At 34.6% G+C, this 20944-nt stretch carries 24 protein-coding genes and 1 riboswitch; of the genes, 2 read left to right on the top strand and 22 right to left on the bottom strand.

Annotated elements, in window-relative coordinates:
* Positions 1 to 40: 40 nt before the first annotated feature.
* Positions 41 to 292 carry a ferredoxin gene (locus I5776_RS08950; RefSeq protein ID WP_202780271.1) on the top strand — a complete coding sequence of 84 codons (252 nt, stop codon included), beginning with the start codon at positions 41 to 43 and terminating at the stop codon, positions 290 to 292.
* Positions 293 to 324: 32 nt separating this feature from the next.
* Here I5776_RS08950 and I5776_RS08945 read toward each other — a convergent pair whose 3' ends face one another.
* From I5776_RS08945 to I5776_RS08885, 13 genes are all read right to left on the bottom strand, one after another.
* The gene (locus I5776_RS08945) at positions 325 to 897 is read right to left on the bottom strand and encodes an ECF transporter S component (protein WP_202780270.1); all 573 of its coding nucleotides are present in this window, start codon (positions 895 to 897) and stop codon (positions 325 to 327) included.
* A gap of 199 nt (positions 898 to 1096) precedes the next feature.
* A riboswitch (FMN riboswitch) is annotated at positions 1097 to 1243 on the bottom strand.
* A gap of 91 nt (positions 1244 to 1334) precedes the next feature.
* Positions 1335 to 2177, bottom strand: coding sequence for a peptidoglycan DD-metalloendopeptidase family protein (locus I5776_RS08940; protein WP_202780269.1), 843 nt, complete (start codon positions 2175 to 2177; stop codon positions 1335 to 1337).
* A 281-nt stretch (positions 2178 to 2458) separates the two neighbouring features.
* Positions 2459 to 4234 carry an ATP-binding protein gene (locus I5776_RS08935; protein ID WP_202780268.1) on the bottom strand — a complete coding sequence of 592 codons (1776 nt, stop codon included), beginning with the start codon at positions 4232 to 4234 and terminating at the stop codon, positions 2459 to 2461.
* Positions 4231 to 4947: a response regulator gene (locus I5776_RS08930; RefSeq protein WP_202780267.1), complete on the bottom strand. Its 717-nt coding sequence runs from the start codon at positions 4945 to 4947 to the stop codon at positions 4231 to 4233. Before I5776_RS08930 ends, I5776_RS08935 begins: the two co-directional genes overlap by 4 nt.
* Positions 4948 to 5047: 100 nt before the next feature.
* The gene (gene ccsB, locus I5776_RS08925; protein WP_202780266.1) at positions 5048 to 6256 is read right to left on the bottom strand and encodes a c-type cytochrome biogenesis protein CcsB; all 1209 of its coding nucleotides are present in this window, start codon (positions 6254 to 6256) and stop codon (positions 5048 to 5050) included.
* A gap of 12 nt (positions 6257 to 6268) precedes the next feature.
* Positions 6269 to 7900: a cytochrome c biogenesis protein ResB gene (gene resB, locus I5776_RS08920; protein WP_202780265.1), complete on the bottom strand. Its 1632-nt coding sequence runs from the start codon at positions 7898 to 7900 to the stop codon at positions 6269 to 6271.
* Positions 7901 to 7912: 12 nt separating this feature from the next.
* Positions 7913 to 8446: a thiol-disulfide oxidoreductase ResA gene (gene resA / locus I5776_RS08915; RefSeq protein WP_202780264.1), complete on the bottom strand. Its 534-nt coding sequence runs from the start codon at positions 8444 to 8446 to the stop codon at positions 7913 to 7915.
* 99 nt (positions 8447 to 8545) lie between these two features.
* Positions 8546 to 9280: a pseudouridine synthase gene (locus I5776_RS08910; protein WP_202780263.1), complete on the bottom strand. Its 735-nt coding sequence runs from the start codon at positions 9278 to 9280 to the stop codon at positions 8546 to 8548.
* Between the two features lie 122 nt (positions 9281 to 9402).
* Positions 9403 to 9933, bottom strand: a complete 531-nt coding sequence (locus I5776_RS08905) for a spore maturation protein (RefSeq protein ID WP_202780262.1) — start codon at positions 9931 to 9933, stop codon at positions 9403 to 9405.
* A 1-nt stretch (position 9934) separates the two neighbouring features.
* A complete protein-coding gene (locus tag I5776_RS08900) occupies positions 9935 to 10528 on the bottom strand; it encodes a nucleoside recognition domain-containing protein (RefSeq protein ID WP_107921204.1) in 594 nt (197 codons plus the stop codon).
* Positions 10521 to 11633: a D-alanyl-D-alanine carboxypeptidase family protein gene (locus I5776_RS08895; protein WP_202780261.1), complete on the bottom strand. Its 1113-nt coding sequence runs from the start codon at positions 11631 to 11633 to the stop codon at positions 10521 to 10523. Before I5776_RS08895 ends, I5776_RS08900 begins: the two co-directional genes overlap by 8 nt.
* Before the next feature lie 116 nt (positions 11634 to 11749).
* Positions 11750 to 12352, bottom strand: a complete 603-nt coding sequence (gene scpB, locus I5776_RS08890; protein ID WP_202780747.1) for an SMC-Scp complex subunit ScpB — start codon at positions 12350 to 12352, stop codon at positions 11750 to 11752.
* A complete protein-coding gene (locus I5776_RS08885) occupies positions 12345 to 13094 on the bottom strand; it encodes a segregation/condensation protein A (RefSeq protein ID WP_281397307.1) in 750 nt (249 codons plus the stop codon). Before I5776_RS08885 ends, scpB begins: the two co-directional genes overlap by 8 nt.
* A 177-nt stretch (positions 13095 to 13271) precedes the next feature.
* Between I5776_RS08885 and I5776_RS08880 the strand changes: the two genes are divergently transcribed.
* The gene (locus I5776_RS08880) at positions 13272 to 13820 is read left to right on the top strand and encodes a DUF309 domain-containing protein (RefSeq protein ID WP_202780259.1); all 549 of its coding nucleotides are present in this window, start codon (positions 13272 to 13274) and stop codon (positions 13818 to 13820) included.
* A 74-nt stretch (positions 13821 to 13894) separates the two neighbouring features.
* On the opposite strand, the gene I5776_RS08875 is transcribed toward I5776_RS08880, so the two are convergent.
* The 9 genes from I5776_RS08875 to spoIIAA all read right to left on the bottom strand — a co-directional run bounded on the left by I5776_RS08875 (position 13895) and on the right by spoIIAA (position 20848).
* The gene (locus I5776_RS08875; RefSeq protein ID WP_202780258.1) at positions 13895 to 14248 is read right to left on the bottom strand and encodes a GNAT family N-acetyltransferase; all 354 of its coding nucleotides are present in this window, start codon (positions 14246 to 14248) and stop codon (positions 13895 to 13897) included.
* Between the two features lie 360 nt (positions 14249 to 14608).
* A complete protein-coding gene (gene lysA / locus I5776_RS08870) occupies positions 14609 to 15928 on the bottom strand; it encodes a diaminopimelate decarboxylase (protein ID WP_202780257.1) in 1320 nt (439 codons plus the stop codon).
* A gap of 135 nt (positions 15929 to 16063) precedes the next feature.
* Positions 16064 to 17548, bottom strand: coding sequence for a spore germination protein (locus tag I5776_RS08865; RefSeq protein ID WP_202780256.1), 1485 nt, complete (start codon positions 17546 to 17548; stop codon positions 16064 to 16066).
* Entirely contained in the window at positions 17535 to 18110 is a 576-nt protein-coding gene (gene spoVAEA, locus I5776_RS08860) for a stage V sporulation protein SpoVABEA (protein WP_202780255.1), read from the bottom strand. Before spoVAEA ends, I5776_RS08865 begins: the two co-directional genes overlap by 14 nt.
* Positions 18111 to 18164: 54 nt before the next feature.
* Positions 18165 to 18617 (bottom strand): stage V sporulation protein AB, encoded by a 453-nt coding sequence (locus tag I5776_RS08855; RefSeq protein WP_281397296.1) that lies wholly within the window; start codon positions 18615 to 18617, stop codon positions 18165 to 18167.
* A complete protein-coding gene (locus I5776_RS08850) occupies positions 18574 to 19197 on the bottom strand; it encodes a stage V sporulation protein AA (RefSeq protein ID WP_202780254.1) in 624 nt (207 codons plus the stop codon). Before I5776_RS08850 ends, I5776_RS08855 begins: the two co-directional genes overlap by 44 nt.
* A gap of 85 nt (positions 19198 to 19282) precedes the next feature.
* Positions 19283 to 20041: an RNA polymerase sporulation sigma factor SigF gene (gene sigF / locus I5776_RS08845; RefSeq protein WP_202780253.1), complete on the bottom strand. Its 759-nt coding sequence runs from the start codon at positions 20039 to 20041 to the stop codon at positions 19283 to 19285.
* Between the two features lie 12 nt (positions 20042 to 20053).
* Positions 20054 to 20494 carry an anti-sigma F factor gene (gene spoIIAB / locus I5776_RS08840; protein ID WP_202780252.1) on the bottom strand — a complete coding sequence of 147 codons (441 nt, stop codon included), beginning with the start codon at positions 20492 to 20494 and terminating at the stop codon, positions 20054 to 20056.
* A 3-nt stretch (positions 20495 to 20497) separates the two neighbouring features.
* Entirely contained in the window at positions 20498 to 20848 is a 351-nt protein-coding gene (gene spoIIAA / locus I5776_RS08835) for an anti-sigma F factor antagonist (protein ID WP_202780251.1), read from the bottom strand.
* Positions 20849 to 20944 lie beyond the last annotated feature (96 nt).

Raw genomic sequence — 20944 nt, 5'->3', positions numbered from 1 at the left:
CAAGGTAAATGAATGATATAGATATTAGGAGGTCACATACATGCCAAAATATACAATTGTTGATCAAGATACATGTATTGCTTGCGGTGCTTGTGGAGCGGCAGCACCAGATATTTACGATTATGACGATGAAGGAATCGCTTATGTCATTTTAGACGAAAATAAAGGTGTTATAGAAATTCCTGATATTTTAGAAGATGATATGATCGACGCTTTTGAAGGTTGTCCTACTGATTCAATAAAAGTAGCAGACGAGCCTTTTGATGGTGACCCTTTAAAATTCGAAGACTAAAAAGCAAGTGCATTTAATGCACTTGCTTTTTTTTATATATTATTAATCTGCGCTTGTTTATTAATCCACTTTTGCATTTTTGTAAATAAAACCATAAATATTACTGTTACTAATGCACCTTTTATAAGATTAAATGGCAAGATACCAGCTACGATATAATCTTTAACATTTCCAACATCAAAATGCATTAATGCTAAGTATGCGGGAAGAATGGCAATGTAATTTAGTACACTCATCAATACAGCCATAATAATCGTTCCAATAATTAGTGCGAATGTCATTCCCATTTTTGTTTTCATACGATTATAAACAAAATAAGTTGGAAGTACGAATAGTAGTCCAGCAATAAGATTTGCTACATTTCCTATTGGAAGTCCTACATCACTAATATGTGTTAAGTAATCCAATAGATTTTTTATTATTTCAACTATTATCGCTCCGATAGGGCCAAAAATTAGCGCAGCGATTAGTGCTGGTATATCGCTAAAATCGACTGTCAGATATGAATAGACTGGCAGTACAGGAAACTTAATGAACATTAGAACATATGCCACACTGCTTAACATGGCGAGACCAACAAATGCTTTTAAACTCAATTTTTTCAAATCTCTCTCTCCTTTTGAGATTCATCTCATGTCAGAAGAAAGTTACCTTATGCATACAATAAATAAACCCCCAAGGAAATTACCTTGAGGGAGAATTAATGGCATGCACAAATAAATATTCAAAAGTGCATTTTTGAATAGGTTCAAACATAAATTTGAACATAACTATCCAAAGCCTGCATTTTTTGAATACCGGCACCTCCATCTTCTCCCATCCAGACTGTACTGTCGGCTTTGGAATCTCACCAAATCCTGCCTAAAATTTCTAGGCTCGCGGGCTAAAAAGCATAGTTAAAATAGCTTCATTACCGCCGGTCGGGAATTTCACCCTGCCCCGAAGACGAATCATATTATTTTTACATATAAATTATATCTTAAATAAAATATTTTGTGAAGCCATTTGTTTGATTTCAAAGTTTTATATTCTTCTCTTACCGTTATTTATTTGCTTTTATTATTATTTTTTGTTTTGGTTGGATGAGGTTTACATCTTCTAAATCATTCCATGACTGTAATTGTTGGATTGAAACATGATAAGATCGGGAAATTTTACTTAATGTATCACCGGTCTTGACTACGTATATTTCTTTCTTCTCCACCTTATCCTTAGCGATTTGTTTTTCATATTTCAGGTGCGATAGTTGTTTAGGTATTTCCATGTTATCCTCAATAATTCGCTTTGCAGTAATATGTACCTTTTTTTTGCTTTCTGTTAATTTTCCCGATACATCTACAACTCCATAAGGATCATGATTTAAAGAAAAGACATATTGACCAATTTCCCCTTTACCAAAAACGACAAAAGGATCAATTGCATTTTCTTTTTGTATTTTCCATTTACCTTTATGCACTTCAAAGTGGAGATGTATTCCTGTTGATTGCCCAGTATTACCCATTAGCCCAATGACATTTCCTTTTTTCACCTTCTGACCTTCGTTAACAGTTCGTTTATTCAAATGCGCATAAACTGTCTCATATCCATTATTATGGTGAATGAAAATAACATTCCCGTATGAACTTGAATAATAAGATCGCACTACTACGCCATCTGCAGCTGCATAAACATCTGATTTAAATTCTCCTGCAATATCTAATCCTTTATGTATACCTCCACGCGAATCAAATACATCGGATATTTCACCTTTTGCTGGGAATATCCATTCATTTGTTGCTTTATTTATACTATTTTCAGCCGCTTGGGCTCTACCACCTATTAAAATTAAACCTACAAAAAATCCCATTAAAGCTACTATTAGTATTCTTTTTAAATAGTCGAGCATATTTTTCCTCCTCAGATAAAAACTCTTGCTAAAACTAATATGACTGCTTGTTTTTTTTTAGAACAAAGCCCATTTTTTGAAATCAAAACGTAATCGAATTGAAATAAGCTTAGAATAAAATGCCAATATTTAGTTTGCTAGAGCAAAACTTATTTTATGCTATTTAGGAAATTTTATACAAACACACACACAAAAAAAAAAAAAAAAAAAAAAAGCGCAATAAATTTGCGCTTTTCCACTCATTTAAACGAAAAATGTTTCTCATGAAACAAGATTTCTCGTCAGCATTCTTCATGTTTTTTAGGAATAAAGAAGGAAAATGTCGTCCCTTGTCCAACATTACTTTTTACAGATATTTTTCCATCATGTGCTTCAACAATATTTTTCGCAATTGCTAATCCTAATCCAGTGCCGGATTTGCCTCTCGTTCTTGCTTTATCTGCTTTATAAAATCGTTCAAAAACGAATGGAAGATCCTCTTCGGGAATCCCAGACCCATTATCTTCCACCATTATTTCAATTCCGCTAATATGATCCTCTAATTTGACTTTTACATATCCATTAACTGATGTATGACGAATTGCATTATCGATAAGATTTGTTAAAACCTGTTCAATTCTATCTGGATCCAAACATATTGACTCAGTAGTTGAATTCAATTCACAAGATAAATTTACGTGTTTCTCTCTTGCCAACCCGTAAAATTTATTCGTCACTCTTTCAATAAATGGATGAATCTGGACTTCATCTCTAAATAGTGAAATATGGCCTGCTTCCATTCTTGCTAAATCTAATAATTCATTAACTAATCTTCCAATACGTAATGTTTCATCGTAAATGATTTTGGCAAATTCTTTTTTCTCATCTTCAGAAGCCGCTATATCATCGATGATTGCCTCACTATATCCTTGGAGCATCGCTATCGGAGTCCGCAGCTCATGTGAAACATTAGCAATGAAATCATCCCGAAGTTTATCAAGCCTGCGTTCCTCCGTCATATCCCGTATTACAGCAACGGCTCCCCGAACACTATCTTGATTATACAAGGGGCTAACAATTACAACATACGTTCTTCCTTGTATAGTCAGTTCATCCGTTTTTTCCATTTCAGTTTCAAGAACCTTTTGTAAAAGCAAATCTTCAGGAGGTAAAAAGTCTTCATGTTCACCTTGTTCGTTGTACCATTGTTGAAGAAATCGTTCCGCCGGTGGGTTCGTTATTAATATCGTCCCATCACGATTAAACGTAAGCACCCCATCCGCCATACTACTTAAAATACTTGTTAGTTGCTCTTTTTCTTGATTTAATGCATTCATATTAAATTTTAATTGTTTTCCCATTTGATTAAAGGCAGTTGCAAGCTCACCAATTTCGTCATGGGTAAGGATCGGGACCTTTTTGTCAAATTTCCCTTTTGTTATCTCAAAAACGGCTTCACGCATTTTTCTTAAAGGGGCAGCAATTCGAGTAGATAAAAAGAAAGCAAATCCAGTAGTTAAAATAATTGCGATACCTGCCGCTAATAAAATTAATTTTGTCGTTTGATTTGTTGTTTCTTGCAACACATCTAAAGATCGATAAATAAATATTGCTCCGGTTTGTCCTTGGCGAATATGTAAGGGCGCAGATGCAACGATTATATTTTCATATCTATTATTTGATTTATTTTCTGGAGAAGAAAATTCTTTAATCTTGGTCTCCCCTTGATTATAAACGCTAGTAAATGTAGGATCATCTAAAATGGTTATTGGAGATATTTTGTCGTTTTTATTAATATTTGGGGAATAATAAACATTATCCTTATTATAAGCGATCATCACTTTTGTTGATTTATCAACAAATTCTAATGCTAGTTCTTTGCCGATGTCATCACCTTCATGAGTCTCAACAATATTTGCTACTTTTTGTGCAGTATACGTTAAATCGTCTTTGATTTGCTGCACATGGTAATTCTCGAAAAACTCTAGTAACAATATGGTCAAAATAAATAAAACAAAAGAGACCAATACTAATATCGTTAACCAGAGTTTCCCTACAACACTTCTCCATAATCTCATTCTGAGGTGACCTCAAATTTATAGCCCACACCCCATACGGTAACAATCATTTTAGCTGCTTGTTCCGAAACACGGTTTAATTTTTCCCGCAGTCGTTTAACATGAGTATCAACAGTTCTTAAATCACCAAAAAATTCATAATGCCATACTTCTTTTAATAAATGCTCCCTATCAAATACTTTATCCGGTGATTTAGCTAAAAAGTATAATAATTCATATTCTTTAGGTGTTAAATTCACTTCGTTTCCATCCGCACTTACACGATGGGCATCATTATCAATCGTAAGATGGTTATAGACGATCATATCTTTTGTTTTCGTATCCGTATTCAAAAAGCTAGTAGTCGAAGATCTTCTTAATAAAGCTTTTACACGAAGAACGACTTCCCTTGGACTGAAAGGCTTAACGATGTAGTCATCTGTCCCAACTTCAAAGCCTTCCACCCGATTAGCTTCTTCACCTTTGGCTGTAAGCATAATTACAGGTGTAGCCTTTTTATCTCTTAATTCTTTACAAACCTCAATCCCGCTTTTCCCTGGCATCATTAAATCTAAAAGTATACAGTCATAATCATTTTCTAACGCTTTTAGTAAAGCTGTCTCACCATCACCCGCCTCTTCAATATAATAATTTTCCCGTTCAAGATACATTTTTAACAATCTGCGGATACGATCTTCATCATCAACAACTAATATTTTTGCTTCATAATCCATATATATTTTCCCCTTTATATATTTTGTGAAAAAGCCTCCACGAATGTGAAGGCTTTAAATTGTAATTCTTCCTTTATTTTATTACTAAAATTATCCTAAATCAATTAGAAGCATACGAGTGTAATCCAGCAATAACTAAGTTTACAGCAACAAGGTTAAACATAATGATTGCAAAACCAATAACTGCTAACCATGCAGATTTCTCACCGTGCCAGCCTTTGGATAAGCGTAGATGAAGAAAAGCGGCATAAAATAGCCAAGTAACAAGTGCCCAAACTTCCTTCGGATCCCATCCCCACGGACGGCTCCACGCAATTTGTGCCCATATCATTGCAAATATTAGACCACCGAGAGTAAATACTGGGAATCCAATGATAACAGAACGATAACTAATTTCATCAACAAAATCCAATTTTAGATTTTTTGTAATTGGCTGTAAAATCGCACCGATACGCTTTCTAAAAATGAGTCTAATTAATAGGTAGATGATAACACCTGTTATTAGTGACCAGATAACTGTATTTAATTTTAACGCATTGATAATAGCAGGTACATGGAACAACGGTTCAAATCGATCTGCGGTTTGTAATTCACCTTCATGAGGACCTACTAGAGCAGGCATATGATAAACCATTCCGTTCTCATTAACCTTTTCAACACCCTTTTTATCAACCCAATTGAAAGAAGCTTTATAATCCATTGCCGAAAAGATTGTAGTGCTAACAACAAAGCCTAATACAGCAATTAAAGCAAACATAACAATTTCTAACCAAACAGTACGAGCACTTCGTTTGGATTGATCAATTGCTTTTACTAAGTAAATTAGACCAGCAGCAAAGCTAATTGCCAAAATCGCTTCCCCCGCAGCAACTGTTGTCACATGGATATAAAGCCAATGACTTTTCAAAGAAGGAACTAGCGGATTCAATTCGCCTGGGAACATACTTGCAAATGCAATAATAAGCAGTGCAATTGGTAAAGCAAACAAACCTAGAACAGGTGTCTTATAAATAAAATAAATAATGATAAATGCAGCTACAAGCATCATCCCAAAAAATGTTACGAATTCGAACATATTACTTACAGGTGCGTGTCCCGAAGCAATCCATCGCAAAATAAAATATATTAATTGTGAAATAAAACCGATTATAGCCACGAAAATGGCAATGTTTCCCCAGCGATTTGGTTTATCTTCATTTCCATGTATTTTCTTTTGACGAATAGCACCACCAAAAAAGAACGTACCAATTAAATATAGAATAAATGCAGCATATAGAAAGTTACTGCTAATATTTACTAACTCAGACAAAATCGCCCCTCCTTAATGTTTCTCATTTTTCTTTTCTTGTTGATCAAGCGGTTCAGGAATATTTGTATCTTCTAATACATATTTAATTTCATTTTTTATTCCAAACCAGTTTTTATTTGTATGTGCGGCAATCAATACTTCTCCATTCACACGTTGCAACCAAATTCTTCGATGATTCCAATACATACCTTGGATTACACCAATCATAAAGATGAAACCTCCAACAGCAAGTATCCATAATGTTAAATCTTTACGTACTGTTAATACGGAAATATTTCTAGTGTCGATTGATTTAAACGCTATTTTATAGTCATTTTCACCTAATGGCTCAACATTTTGTTTAATAGCAACAAAGCTTACTTCACCTTTTGGATGTTCAGGTGAATACATTTTAAACAAAAATGCTGGATTATTTGGTACGGATGTTTTTGTTTGGGGTTCACCATTTTTAGCAAATCCCGAAAAATCAGGATAATATCCTACTAACTCTACTTTGTACCCATTTTTCAAATCATAAACATCTTTTGGATCAAATAAATCTACTTTAAGGTTCCCCATTGATTTTCCATTGGACTTATTTTGTAATTCAAATGACATTGCCTTTAACTCATCTAATTGGTATGACATTTGATAAAGTGCATAATGATGCATTTTTAATGGTTCATTTACTTTAATTGAAAAATCTTTTACCTTTTTTAGTTTATCGGATTCTCCGGCTATCCCGCCATCTACCCGTTCATATAAGGTGACATTTGTTTGGAAATTCTTTGCTACATTTCCAACACGGCTAATTGCTTCATTAAATGTTTTTTTATCTTTTCTATTGTCATATTTCTCCAAAATGAATTTTTTATTCTCTAATACATACTGTGAATGGGTACCTGGAATAACTTTTTTCTCACCCTCACGAATAGATAAAGTATCATCTACATACATTCCGGGAACAAAACGGAGCATTCCTCCGATAAGAAATATGATTAAACCAATATGGTTAACGTAAGGACCCCATCTTGAAAAACGTCCTTTTTCCGCTAAAATATTCCCATTTTCTTCGCGAATTTTGTATCTCTTTGATTTCAATTTTTGTTTAATGGTATCAAAGACTTCATCAGATACTTCTATATTAGATCGAGAAAATAATCGTTGACGTTTTAAAAATCCTTCATGGCGAGATACTTTTTGATTTTTCAATGCACGATGAAGTGGAATAAAACGATCAAGACTACAGATAACCAATGATATTCCGATACTAGCAATTAAAAGTAAATACCACCAAGAGCTATAAAGATCTTGGAATCCTAGGTTATACCATAGCTGTCCAACCCATCCGTACTCTTCTTTATAGTATTGTTCGGGTGGAATATTTTGCTGTATGTATTCTTTTTGCGGAAGAATAGTCCCTAAAGCACTAGCTATTAATGTGATAACGATTAGCCAAACTCCAACTTTTACAGATGAGAAAAAGTTCCAAATTTTATCAATGATTGTTTTGTTATATGTTTGTGATCGACGAGCACTTCCTTCATAGCGCATATCATGAAGTTTATCTTGTTTTGCTTCTTCGGTTAAGGCTCTTCCACAAGATTCGCAAAGTACGGTTCCAATTGGATTTACGTGACCACACTCACATTTTATTTCCTTCATACATAAAACTCCTTAAGGTTTAATACTCTCCATTAAGTGTTGAATTTCTTTTTTTGTCATTGTTTTAATAACAATTTCCTTTACTTTACCGCTGGAATCAATAAAAAAGGAAGTAGGAATGGGATCTATACCGTATGCATTTTGAACGTCCCTGCTTTTATCTATTAGTACAGGAAAATTCAGATCGTAATTTTTAATAAACTTATTTACCAGGTAATTAGATTCACCAACATTTACGGCTAAAATCTCGACACCTTGTTTCTTAAACCCTTTATATAGGTCGACCATATACGGCATTTCTTCCTTACACGGTTCACACCATGTGCCCCAAAAATTTAAAAATACTCCTTTGCCACGATAGTCTGATAATCTATGTTTTGTTCCAGACATATCTTGTAAAACAAAATCTGACGCCTTATCTCCTACTTTTATTTCTCCACGACTTTCTTTCGTTAGATTTGCATATAATGTGTAAGCAACAGCAGAGATTAATATTATTAAAATGATCGTTCTAATAATTAATCTTTGTTTTTTCTTTTGTGACATTTCGTAAACCTCCAATCGAAAATTCGTCACATAATATGTCTTATTATAGCATTACCCTAAAACATGCTAATTAGCATAATTTGAAGGTTATGTGAATCTTTACTGCATTCCTGACCCCGTTTCTGCTAGTGCCCTGAGTTGTTTCACTTCATGTGGGGTAAGTTCACGGCTTTCACCTGCATTTAAACTATGTAAGTTTAAAAATGCATACCGTTCTCTCTTAAGCTTTTGAACCGGATGGCCTATCGCTTCAAGCATTCTACGTACTTGTCGATTTTTCCCTTCATGAATGGTTAATTCCACGATAGATTTTTGTGTTTTTTTATCAGCGGAAACTAATTTTACTTTTGCCGGAGCTGTCAATCCATCCTCCAACTTAATTCCTTTTTCTAATTGTTTTAACGATTGTCTAGATGGTATACCTTTGATTTTAGCAACATATGTTTTGTTTATTTCATATCGTGGATGCATAAGTAAGTTGGCAAACTCACCATCATTCGTTAATAGTAACAATCCTGAAGTTTCATAATCTAATCGACCAATAGGATACACTCTTTCTTTTATTTCCGGCAGAAAATCGATTACGACTTTTCTATTCTTATCGTCCTTAACAGCAGAAATGACACCTCTAGGCTTGTACATTAATATATATACTTTTTCTTCTCTCTCTAGTGGTATTTCATTAACTTCCACTTTATCATTTACAGAAACTTTCGTGCCGAGCTCACGTATGATTTTTCCGTTAACTTTCACTTTTCCTTCCACAATTAATTCTTCTGCCTTCCGTCGGGAGGCAATTCCTGCTTGTGCAATAACCTTTTGAAGACGTTCCATTCTATTTTCCACCTCATCTATTTTTTCAAAGCATATTCTTTATGAATTATTACATATCAAGTTAAAAAAGCAAAGAAATGAGTAATCTCAGTGAAATAAAAAAACTCGGATATTCGGCTATTTTAACCAAACATCCAAGTTATGATGATTATAGCTGCACTTATTCCTACTAAATCAGCTAGCAGACCGACTTTTAGTGCATCCCCCATTTTTTTAATACCAACTGCACCGAAGTATACGGTTAACACATATAGGGTTGTATCTGTACTCCCTTGGATAGTTGAAGCCAACTTTCCAATAAACGTATCTGGACCATGCACTTTAAGAATATCACTCATAATCCCTAATGCAGCATTTCCCGATATTGGGCGTATTAGTGCTAAAGGAACAATTTCTGATGGAACTCCCAAAAAATCTAATACAGGTCTAAGTAAATGGACAAAAAAGTCTAGAGCTCCAGAAGCTCGAAATACCGTAATTGCGACCAACATTCCAACAAGAAATGGAATAATAGACACCGCTATCTTTATTCCTTCTTTCCCACCATCTACAAAACTCTCATATGCAGGAGTTTTTTTCATAACACTATATATTAATATAAAACCAATAAGTAATGGAATTATCCAAATGGATACGATAGACAGTATATACATTTTATTTCACCCCATTGCGGGTTCTTTTATAGTAATAGTATCGATCGATCAGAATAGCAGCAATCGTAGCAATCGTCGTCGCCAATAACGTTGGGCCAACAATTTCGGTTGGTGATGCGGAATGATAATTCATTCGAATAGCAATAACTGTTGTCGGTATTAATGTAAGTCCAGATGTATTTAATGCCAAAAAAGTAATCATCGATCGACTGGCTACAGGTCTTCCGCCATTTAACTCCTTCAATTGCTCCATCGCCTTTATTCCTAATGGTGTAGCAGCATTGCCAAGTCCGAACATATTAGCAATTATGTTAGATAAAATATACCCCATCGCAGGGTGATTTTCGGGTACCTCAGGAAATAATCGTTTAATAATCGGACGAAACAAACGAGAGAACTTATCTAAAAGTCCGGAATCTTGGGCAATTCTCATGATTCCAAGCCAGAAAACTAGTATGCTAATTAGGCCAATGCAAAGGGTAACCGCTTCATTTGCTGATTGAAAAATAGCTTCATTGACATCTTTCATTTTTCCATTAATAGCTGCGAAAACCAAACCGATTAATGTCATGCCAATCCAGATATAATTAACCATTTTCCTTTACACCTAAATGGATCGAAAACAATTTATAAAAATACTCGAACCATCCTTTCCTTTTTTCTATATGTTCATGTTTGTAGTAAATGGGTACTGATTTAATTTCATCGTTTCCCTTATAAACGACTGCTTTTCCAACTATTTCCGGAATATTCCTTACATCCTTCCAACTTTTTTGGGAGTGTAAAAATTTCATTTCTATTGAAACCTCTTTTTTTTCTTTGTTTGTAAGTGCATATACGACGGGATTTTTAATGTAAACATGATTTTTCAAATACTTTTTATTAATATCTTTAATTAAACCTGCATCCAATACAATGGTTGTATCATAATTCATAAATCCGTACTCAAACATATTAATATGATCATTCCAATCATCTGGACCATTCAATGTGACTGCAATTAGATTTTGGTGGTCTTTTGATGCTGTTGTAACTAAAGTTCTTTTCGCACGTTTTGTAAAACCGGTTTTCCCACCTGTCGTGTATTTATACTTTTCAGTTAATAATCGATTTTTATTTCCCCACCCTTTGTAGGACTTTGTTCCAGAAATCACTCTGTAGGTTTTATTTTGCATTGCATATCTCGTCAAAAGTGCCATATCATATGCAGTTGAGAAATGATCCTCTTTGTTATCTAGACCATTGGGATTCGCAAAATGTGTATTTAACATCCCAATCTCTTTCGCTTTCTGATTCATTAAAAAGACAAACCCCTCAATACTGCCCCCAACACACTCAGCAATCGCATTGGCAGCATCATTTCCCGATCGTAGCATTAAGCCGTACACTAAATCCTCTAGTTTCACCGTATCTCCTGGTTTTAAATAAATCGATGAGCCTTCCGTACGAACAGCTGTTTCACTAATTTTGGTATTTTCCTGTAATTTTCCAGACTCTATCGCTAAGATTGCCGTCATTATTTTTGTAATAGAGGCTATTCTTCGTACATCATTTGCATTTTTTTCGTATAAAATCCTTCCACTATCTTGGTCCATTAAAATAGCACTTGCAGCTGTGACTGAAGGTGCAGCAGCAAAAGACTTTCCGGGACTAGCAAATATAAGCATAAGTAAAATAATGAATAGAAAAAAACGTTTCATACAGTTGCTCCTCTTCTCTATTGTGAACATGTATTTTGTACAAGTTTATGAATGGACAAGGATAGATATGAATAAAAAAAGGCTATTTGCGTTTGCAAATAGCCTTTGAACCTCTTCTATTCAATATCTAAGCTTGTTTCCATTGTTTCCTGGAATTTTTCAAAAAATAGATCCGCATCGTCCTGTTCAAAATCATTGTCTGTTGATTCTGGAAGAGGCGGCAACTCTTTAATATCTTTTAGACCAAAATAATCTAAAAATTCTTTGGTTGTCCCATATAATCTGGCCCTACCCGCTCCATTTGCACGACCTACTTCTTTTATCAAGCCTTTCGAAGTAAGAGTTTGCAACGGACGTTCTGTTTTCACTCCGCGTATCTCTTCGATCTCTATTCTTGTAATCGGTTGTTTATAAGAAATAATTGCAAGTGTTTCAAGTGCTGCTTGTGAAAGTGTGCTCATACCAGGAGATTCAACAAGTCTTTTCAAATAAAGTGAGTTATCTTTTTTTGTTGCTAATTGATAAGTCCCTGCCAACTCTACAATGGCAATACCACGGCCATTATCCATTTCATAATCCTGTTTTAATTGTTCAACTAGTTCAACCGCTTGAAATTCTTCAAGTTCCATGACCGTCATTATTTGTTTTAATGATAGTCCTTCATCTCCAGCAGCAAAAAGCAAGCTTTCTAAAATGCCTTTCCAATTAATGTTATCCAATGACACTCACTTCCTTCCTTGCTACGAAAATATCTTTAAAATTCCCATCTTGCTCTACATAAATTTCATTTCTTTTCATTAATTCTAAAATTGCAAGAAATGTAATTACTACATGATTTTTTTCTGGCACGGGAAAGAGTGAATTAAAGTTTTGCTTGCCCTTCTCAATCGTAAGGTCTTTTAAAATTTCTTCCATACGGCTTTCAATTGATATTTCCTGTCTTGTAATTTTCGTTGATAAAGGCTTTTGCAACTTTTTTCTGCGTAATAATTTATTCAATGCCCCGATCATATCGTATATCGATACATCACCTTGAAATTGATCTGAATGGATATCCTTCATGTATTCAGATAAATCACTTGGTGGTTTCGTAAACATTTGTCCACGTTCTTGCTCCATTTGTTTAAGCTCGACAGCTGCTTCCTTATATTTTCGATATTCTATTAGTTTTTCAACTAAATCATCCCTAGGATCTTCTTCATATTCGAACTCATCTTCCAATTCATCTTCATGTTTAGGAAGTAACATTTTACTTTTAATCGCCAGCAATGTTGCTGCCATAACTAAATATTCACTGGCAATATCCAATTCCAATTCCTTCATGGCATGAATAAATAATAAGTATTGTTCAGAGATTTCAGCCATAGGTATATCATAAATGTCTATTTCTAACCGATTAATTAAATGCAGAAGTAAATCCAAAGGTCCTTCAAATGCATCTATTTTCACATTATATTCCATCATATCACCAATTTCATACCTCTAGTAAAAATGCCCTAACATTATAAGTATAGTGGAATATCTTCTGTAGTCCAATAAAAATTTTTCCATACTGGAAAAAGGTTTCCTCTTTCTATATATAAAATTAAGAAGAATTTATGTTACACTTACATAAGTTGAAAGTGAGTGAGTTATGTAATGAAATTTCCGAAAGCCTATATCGAATATTTGGTCCATTTTCATGGAGATAGAGATTTTTTCGAGTGCCACGAAGTTCTAGAAGAGCATTGGAAACAAACTGATATCAAAAACCGCCATTCCGTGTGGGTTGGATTAATTCAGTTAGCCGTTTCACAATACCATTACCGACGCTCAAACATCGTTGGCAGCACCCGTTTAATGAAAAAAGCATTAAATAATTTAATGCTTAATAAAAAAGTTCTCCTTACATTAAAGATAGACGCAAATGATCTATTAAATAAAATGAATACACAACTGACCAGAATGAAAGAGAAGGAAGACTACGTAAATATCAATATAAAAATTAATGATGAAGGGTTACTTACTATTTGTAAGAGTAAATGTAAGGAGCTAGGGTTTAGATGGGGAGAACTGCGTGTAATAGATGACTACTCAATTATTCATCGGCATAAATTACGGGATCGGACAAGTATCGAAATTGAAAGGTATCTCTCGTCCATAACAAAAAGTTTGGAGAGAGAACGAAAATTACAACTAAAAAAATAAAAGTGGGCTGACAAAAAATGAATCCAGAGGTTACCCTTTTATATTCCCAATATCCAACCGCTTATTAATCAGCCCTATAATTCTTCATCATTACAGTTTTCACAAAATGCTGCTGTGTATTCATTTGGCAAAATTGTTTTACCTTCATAAATCTGCTTAATAGATTTCAGCATATTCTTTCCAACACCTTGATTACGGTGGGATGGGTTCACTGATATATGTTGAATTTCAACAAAATGATCTTTTAAATGAACACCAATTAATCCAATTACATCGTCTTCAATTTTCCATAAAAAAAGCTGCCAATTATCCTCATTTTCATATTGCTTTATTGTTTGTTGCAGCTTTTTAATATCCTTTTCATTTGGCATAAAAGACAGAAGTCCCATAGCGATTTTTTCAAAAGCTTTTTTATATCGAATTAGCATGAATATCCCTCGTTATCCTTCTACATATTATGAATACTTTTCTATCATTATAAACATCGGCGGGCAGTATTAAACCCAATGATTAAACGATGTACAACCAATAATAGAGTCCCCACCCAACAGCTAAAATAAGGATTAGAATAAATAGCAAAATATTATTTTTTTTCAAAGAGTACACTCCTACTTTTATAAATATCTTTTATATGTATTAAGTCATTCGCCCTCTATTGTATCGATTTTAAGCGCTTTACGCAATCACAAAAAAATGATGTGAAATATTCAAACTTTAGTAATAAGGGCAGAGGATATTCTTTCGGCCCAGTTGTCGTTATGAAAAATAAGCAAATGGGCCGAAAAAAATTATAAATTAATCTTACTGTGGAGAGGCAAATCTAATCTGATAATATCTTCATATGTTTCTCGTTTTACGACAAGCTGATCTTCGCCATTTTCAACAAATACTACTGGGGGTCTCGGTATTCGATTATAATTATTAGCCATTGAATATCCGTAGGCACCCGTGCAAAATACTGCTAAAATATCATTACATTTTGTATTGGGTAATGGAAGATCCCAAATGAGCATATCCCCTGATTCACAGCATTTCCCAGCAATAGAATATGTCTCTTCTATTTTATCTAAAGGTCGATTAGCTAATGTAGCTTCATATTTTGCTTCATAGAGTGCTGGTCTAATGTTATCACTCATCCCACCGTCGACCGCTATATATTTCCTTACATTCGGTACGTCTTTGTTGGATCCAATCGTATATAATGTTGTACCTGCCTCACCTACTAGTGATCTTCCAGGTTCAATCCATATTTCCGGCATAGGTAGATGATGAGATTTGGTTTGTTTCTGTACTTCCATAATGATTTCCTTTACGTAACTATCTGGGGATAAAGGCGCATCTTCACTTGTGTAACGTACTCCAAATCCTCCACCTAAATTTAAAACAGATGGAAAATATGCATACTTTTCATTCCACTCAACTAACTTTTCAAGAATTTTTTTTGCAGCAAGAATAAATCCTGTCGTCTCAAAAATTTGTGAACCAATATGACAATGAAGACCCAACACCTTAAAGTTTTTAGATTCCATCGATTTTTTAAGAGCTTCTTCTGCTTGGCCATTTTGTAAATCGAACCCGAATTTCGAGTCTTCTTGACCTGTCAAAATATAATCATGGGTATGTGCCTCAATTCCAGGTGTTACGCGAAGCAATATTGCGATTTGTGTATTTCTTTCAAGTGTGAGCTGCTCAAGCAGTTCTAATTCATAAAAATTATCTACTACAATACAACCAATATTGTAATCTAGAGCTAATTCTAATTCTTCTTTGCTTTTGTTATTACCATGAAAATGGATGCGTTCTACTGGAAACTTCGCCGCAATTGCTGTATATAGTTCTCCACCTGAAACAACATCCAAAGATAATCCTTCTTCTTGTGCTAAATTTAGCATAGCAATTGAAGAAAAAGCTTTACTTGCATATGCTACCTGTGATTTTATTCCTAGATTGTCAAAGGTTTGTTTGAATCCTCTGGCACGGTCACGTATTAAAGCGACATCGTAAACATATACAGGTGTTCCATATTTTTGAACTAATTCAACTGTATCTACTCCGCCAATTTCGAGATGATTTTTTTCGTTTACCTTTGAAGTACCGTGAAAATACATTGACTTTCCTCATTTCTATCTAAAATCCTTTTAAGAATAAAAGACAGTTGTCAAATAGGACAAACTGTCTATTTATTCAATATTTAAAATAAATTAGCTAAACTTTATCATAAAACGTTCATTTTCGCAATGGATTTACTCATCAGCTGGTTGGCGAAAACGATCGCGCGGATGAACAATACTTGGTCTGATTTTGGATCCCGGAACCGTTCTCCGAATTAGAATATGGGTAATTGCTTGTGGATTAAACGGGATAAATGGCCATAAATATGGTGCATTTAATGCGCGAATATGTGCCAAATAAATAATAAATAGTGTTCCGCCAATTAATAAACCTGGAAGTTTAAAAAAGGCAACTATCAATAACAAAAATACTCTACTAATTTTATTTGCGACACTTAATTCATAACTTGGGGTTGCATAGGTTCCAATGGCAGCAACAGAAACATATAGAATGACTTCAGGTACAAATAAACCAACATCAACAGCAATTTGGCCAATTAATACCGCAGCAATTAATCCCATCGCTGTAGCCAAAGGGGTTGGTGTATGTATGGCAGCAATTCTTAAAAATTCAATACCCATATCAGCAATAAATAATTGTAAGATTAACGGAATATTCGTTTGTTTATTTGGTCCAATGAATTCCAAATGCTCAGGCAATAAACTAGGTTCAATTGCAAATAAATACCATACGGGAAGTAAGAAAAGTGAAGCAAGTACTCCCAAGAAGCGAATCCAACGAATAAAGGTTCCAACTGCTGCTGCTTGCCTGTACTCCTCAGCATGCTGAAGATGGTGAAAAAAGGTTGCAGGTGTAACCATAACACTAGGAGAAGTATCAATAAAAATTAACACATGCCCCTCAAGAAGATGAATGGAACCGACATCAGCTCTCTCGGTATATCTGACGAGTGGATAAGGATTATATCCTTGTTTTAAAAGAAACTCTTCAATCGTTTTATCTGCCATTGTAATTCCATCAACATCAATTGTTTGTAATTCCTTTTTAACCGTTTTTACTAAATCAGGGTTTGCTACACCTTCAATATAGCCAATAGCTATGTCCGTTTTCGAACGTTCCCCTACCTTCATAATTTCAAATCGCAGGCGCTCGTCACGAATTCTTCTTCTTGTAAGAGCCGTATTGACGATAATATTTTCGACATAACCATCGCGCGATCCACGAACAACCTTTTCTGTATCAGGTTCCATTGGTTGTCTTCCTGGATAACTTCTCACATCGACAATAATTGCTTCGCTTTCACCCTCTACAACAATGGCAATCAATCCAGATAATACTTGATCAGTCATTTCATCAATCGTTTTCACTATTTCTACTGATTGATTTACTATTCGATTTTGGATTATATCGTATATTCGACTAGATAGGCGTTCTGTATCATTTAAATCTACTAATTCCCGTAAAATATGGATGATAAATATCGTATCAGTTAAACCATTAATGTAATAAATTTGAATATTCTTTTTTAACACTTTTATATGTCGGACACCTAGATCAAAACTTACGCCTAACCCCATTCTTTTTTCAAATATCTTCTCAAGTTCCTCGATATTTTTGGGTATTGGTTCTTTCCTATTTAGGTCATTTGTCGCCATAATACCCACTCCTTTCTAATACTAAATCAACCGCTTTTCTCGTAATCGGAGATCCATTCGTATAATGATCAATTTTTCCCATCTTTCCTATATCTCCAATGCCCACAATAATTGGTACATTTAATTGATCAAGGCAATAAACGGTGTCCCCATTAATTTTTTTTAATTCCATTTCTGGAATACCATATTTATCGACACCGTATGGGGTTAAGTTGCCTTCTCTGTCAATACAAATATCGACTTTTGCCCATTCCGCTTGATGGGTTTTTGAAGCAACAGCGATAACACCTAGCACTTCAATATCGGGATGTGTTGCCACGAACATTAATGACTCCTCCCCTTTTCCCTCACCTATAAAACCGCTATCATCAAACATAACTAACACTGGATCAATTGGTGCTTTTTTAATTTGGTTAACGATTTCTAGTCCAGATAAATGAGAAGGGTTTCCGTATGACTGTGAAATACATCTGCCGCCGATATCTTTTGCAATCGTTTCAATCGCTTTTCTGGCATAATCATCACCATCTGTAATTAATATCACCTTTCGTTTACTATTCATACGAAAATCCTTTCCATTTAAAGTTTTTTACATAGATATTATTGTGAAATATTTTTAATGATCGACGAAATAGATCCAATGAAATAATGAACCACATACTTTCCCAAAAACAATTGCCATTAAAGCGATAATTAAATGCCCATCAATTCCTATTCGCTTAGTTAATATCGGAATCACATTGATTACTTCCGTTAAAGCTGCAGCAAGCATTCCAACAAACACACCACACCCCAATCCGATAGGAATAAGTAACAGAACTGTTAAATGGAAAGTAACATCCCTTAATTGAGCCCAGCCTCCTAAGATTGAACCTAATACGAACGCCCATTCGTACAAATACACCATTTTTGCTGTTTTTGATATTTGTACTAATCTTGGAATAATCCCAAGTACTGATAAAAACGCTACTAAGCCGCAGCCTACGATTAACCCGCCTGAAAGACCAATAATGAAAAAAAGAATGCTATTTATCATCGTCAAGTCGCTTAATGCTTTCTTTGTTTTCATTTAAAGTGACATAATTGTCGACATCCTGCTGATAATTAAAAATTTCTACTTCCAACGGACTAGGTTCTTCATTGAAGCGTTTTTTAAAAATATGATTAAAGAAAATAATCATCCCCAAACCTAGGCCGATTGAGTAGGGAATTTGAAGGATTAACGGTTTTGATACCTCATTTCCAGTGATCATACGGTAAATTTTCTGATGGACTATTCTCATGCTAACATCTTCATGAAAATTCATAATTGCCAACGCAGAGCCTATAAAAAGGAGAATCCAGATCACTATGAAAAACGGAATTGACACGTTTTTTTTCTTATAAATAATTTCAATAATTGTCTGAGTGGGACCAACGGTTTGTATATCAACTGCACCATAATTTTTTGTAATAACATTGATTACCTCCATAATATCGATTACTGCGGAACTCTTATCTATTTTTGTCACTTGATAAACGGGCAGGTTATTTAAATCTGCCAGATCATTTTCCGGTGCAATAACCTGTGCGATATCTGAAAGTTTAATTATGCTATCAGGTCTCACTTCTACACGATGACGAAGACGCAAATAAATCAAACTTTCCATTTCCTTCAACCCCTAAATAGTTTGTGTTTGATACATAGTAGTATGTGGAAAAACATTATTTTCATTCATGAAAAAATCGCATAGGTTATGAACCCATGCGATCTTTCATTTGCTCTAATATTTTTTTCTCTAATCTAGATACCTGTACTTGCGAAATCCCTAATCGTTCCGCAACCTCGGATTGTGTTTGGTCCTTATAGTACCGCAAATAAACAATTAATCGTTCCCGTTCATCCAGTCCTCTAATGGCTTCCTTTAAAGCAATTTTGTCGAACCATTTCTGATCATTTTGATCAGCGATTTGATCCAATAACGTTATAGGATCTCCATCATTTTCGTAGACCGTTTCATGAATTGAGGATGGGGTTCTGCTAGCCTCTTGTGCCATAATGACATCTTCAGGCGAAATTTCAAGAAAATCAGCAATTTCGTTTACAGTAGGTACTCTTCCAAAACTTTTTGTTAATTCATCTTTGGCTTTGCGGATACGGTTACCAATTTCCTTTAATGACCTGCTCACCTTCACTGTTCCATCATCACGTAAAAATCGTTGTATTTCTCCGATAATCATCGGAACAGCATATGTCGAAAACTTAACATCATACGATAAATCAAATTTATCAACAGATTTCAATAATCCAATGCAGCCTATTTGAAATAAATCATCAGGATCATAGCCACGATTTAAAAAACGTTGCACGACTGACCATACGAGTCGAATATTCTTTTCAACGAGTTGGTCACGCGCTACTTGATCTCCATCCTGGCTTTTTTGAATTAAGTCTTTTACTTCATGATCCTTCAGAAAGCTTTGAGTTTTCTCTTTCTTAAGTTCCACATCCATAGGCACGACTCCTTAATTACATAAGGCTTTTTTGAAGGCCATATGCTTTTTTAAACGAATAATGGTGCCTACTCTAGGTTGTGATTCTATTTCTATGTCGTCCATAAAGTTTTCCATAATGGTAAATCCCATTCCTGAACGTTCCAATTCCGGCTTAGTAGTGAATAAAGGTTGTCTTGCTTCCTCAATATCAGGAATACCAATTCCCTCATCACGTATCACCAATTCAACCACACCATCTTCAATGGCTGCTGAAATATAGACCATTCCCGCAGGATTCCCTTCATATCCATGAATAATAGAATTTGTTACTGCTTCTGAGACAACTGTTTTTATTTCAGTTAGTTCATCAATTGTAGGATCCAATTGGGCAATAAATGCTGCCACAGTGACTCTGGCAAATGACTCATTTTGACTTAATGCTGTGAATTGAATTTGCATTTCATTTCTCATCTATTACGCAACCCCCAATCTTTCCAGTGCAAACTGTTCTGATTCATCTAAACGTATAATCTTAAATAGTCCAGACATCTCAAAAAGACGTTTTACAGCTGGTGAGATTGCACAAACGACCATTTCGCCATTTTTTTGTTTGATTTGTTTATATCTTCCTAGAATGACTCCTAGACCAGAGCTATCCATAAATGATAATTGCTCAAGATTTAAGACAAGGTGTTGGATATGAAATTTTTCAATCGCTCCTGATACATTTTCCCTTAATGTTTCAGCTGTATGATGGTCTAATTCTCCTTTTAAACGAATGCAAAGTACATCTTTTTTCACTTCTAAATCAATCGATAGACTCAATTTCAAAGCCTCCTTTTAGCTTTATAATGAGTCAATTCGATTTTTTATTGTAATTCTCCTTCTTCCCGACAAAACTAGAAGAATATCGTCATAATT

The organism is Heyndrickxia vini (assembly GCF_016772275.1).
Lineage (GTDB): Bacteria > Bacillota > Bacilli > Bacillales > Bacillaceae_C > Heyndrickxia > Heyndrickxia vini.
The sequence above is the reverse complement of the archived record's forward strand: the minus strand, read 5'-3'. Positions and strand labels throughout refer to the sequence as shown.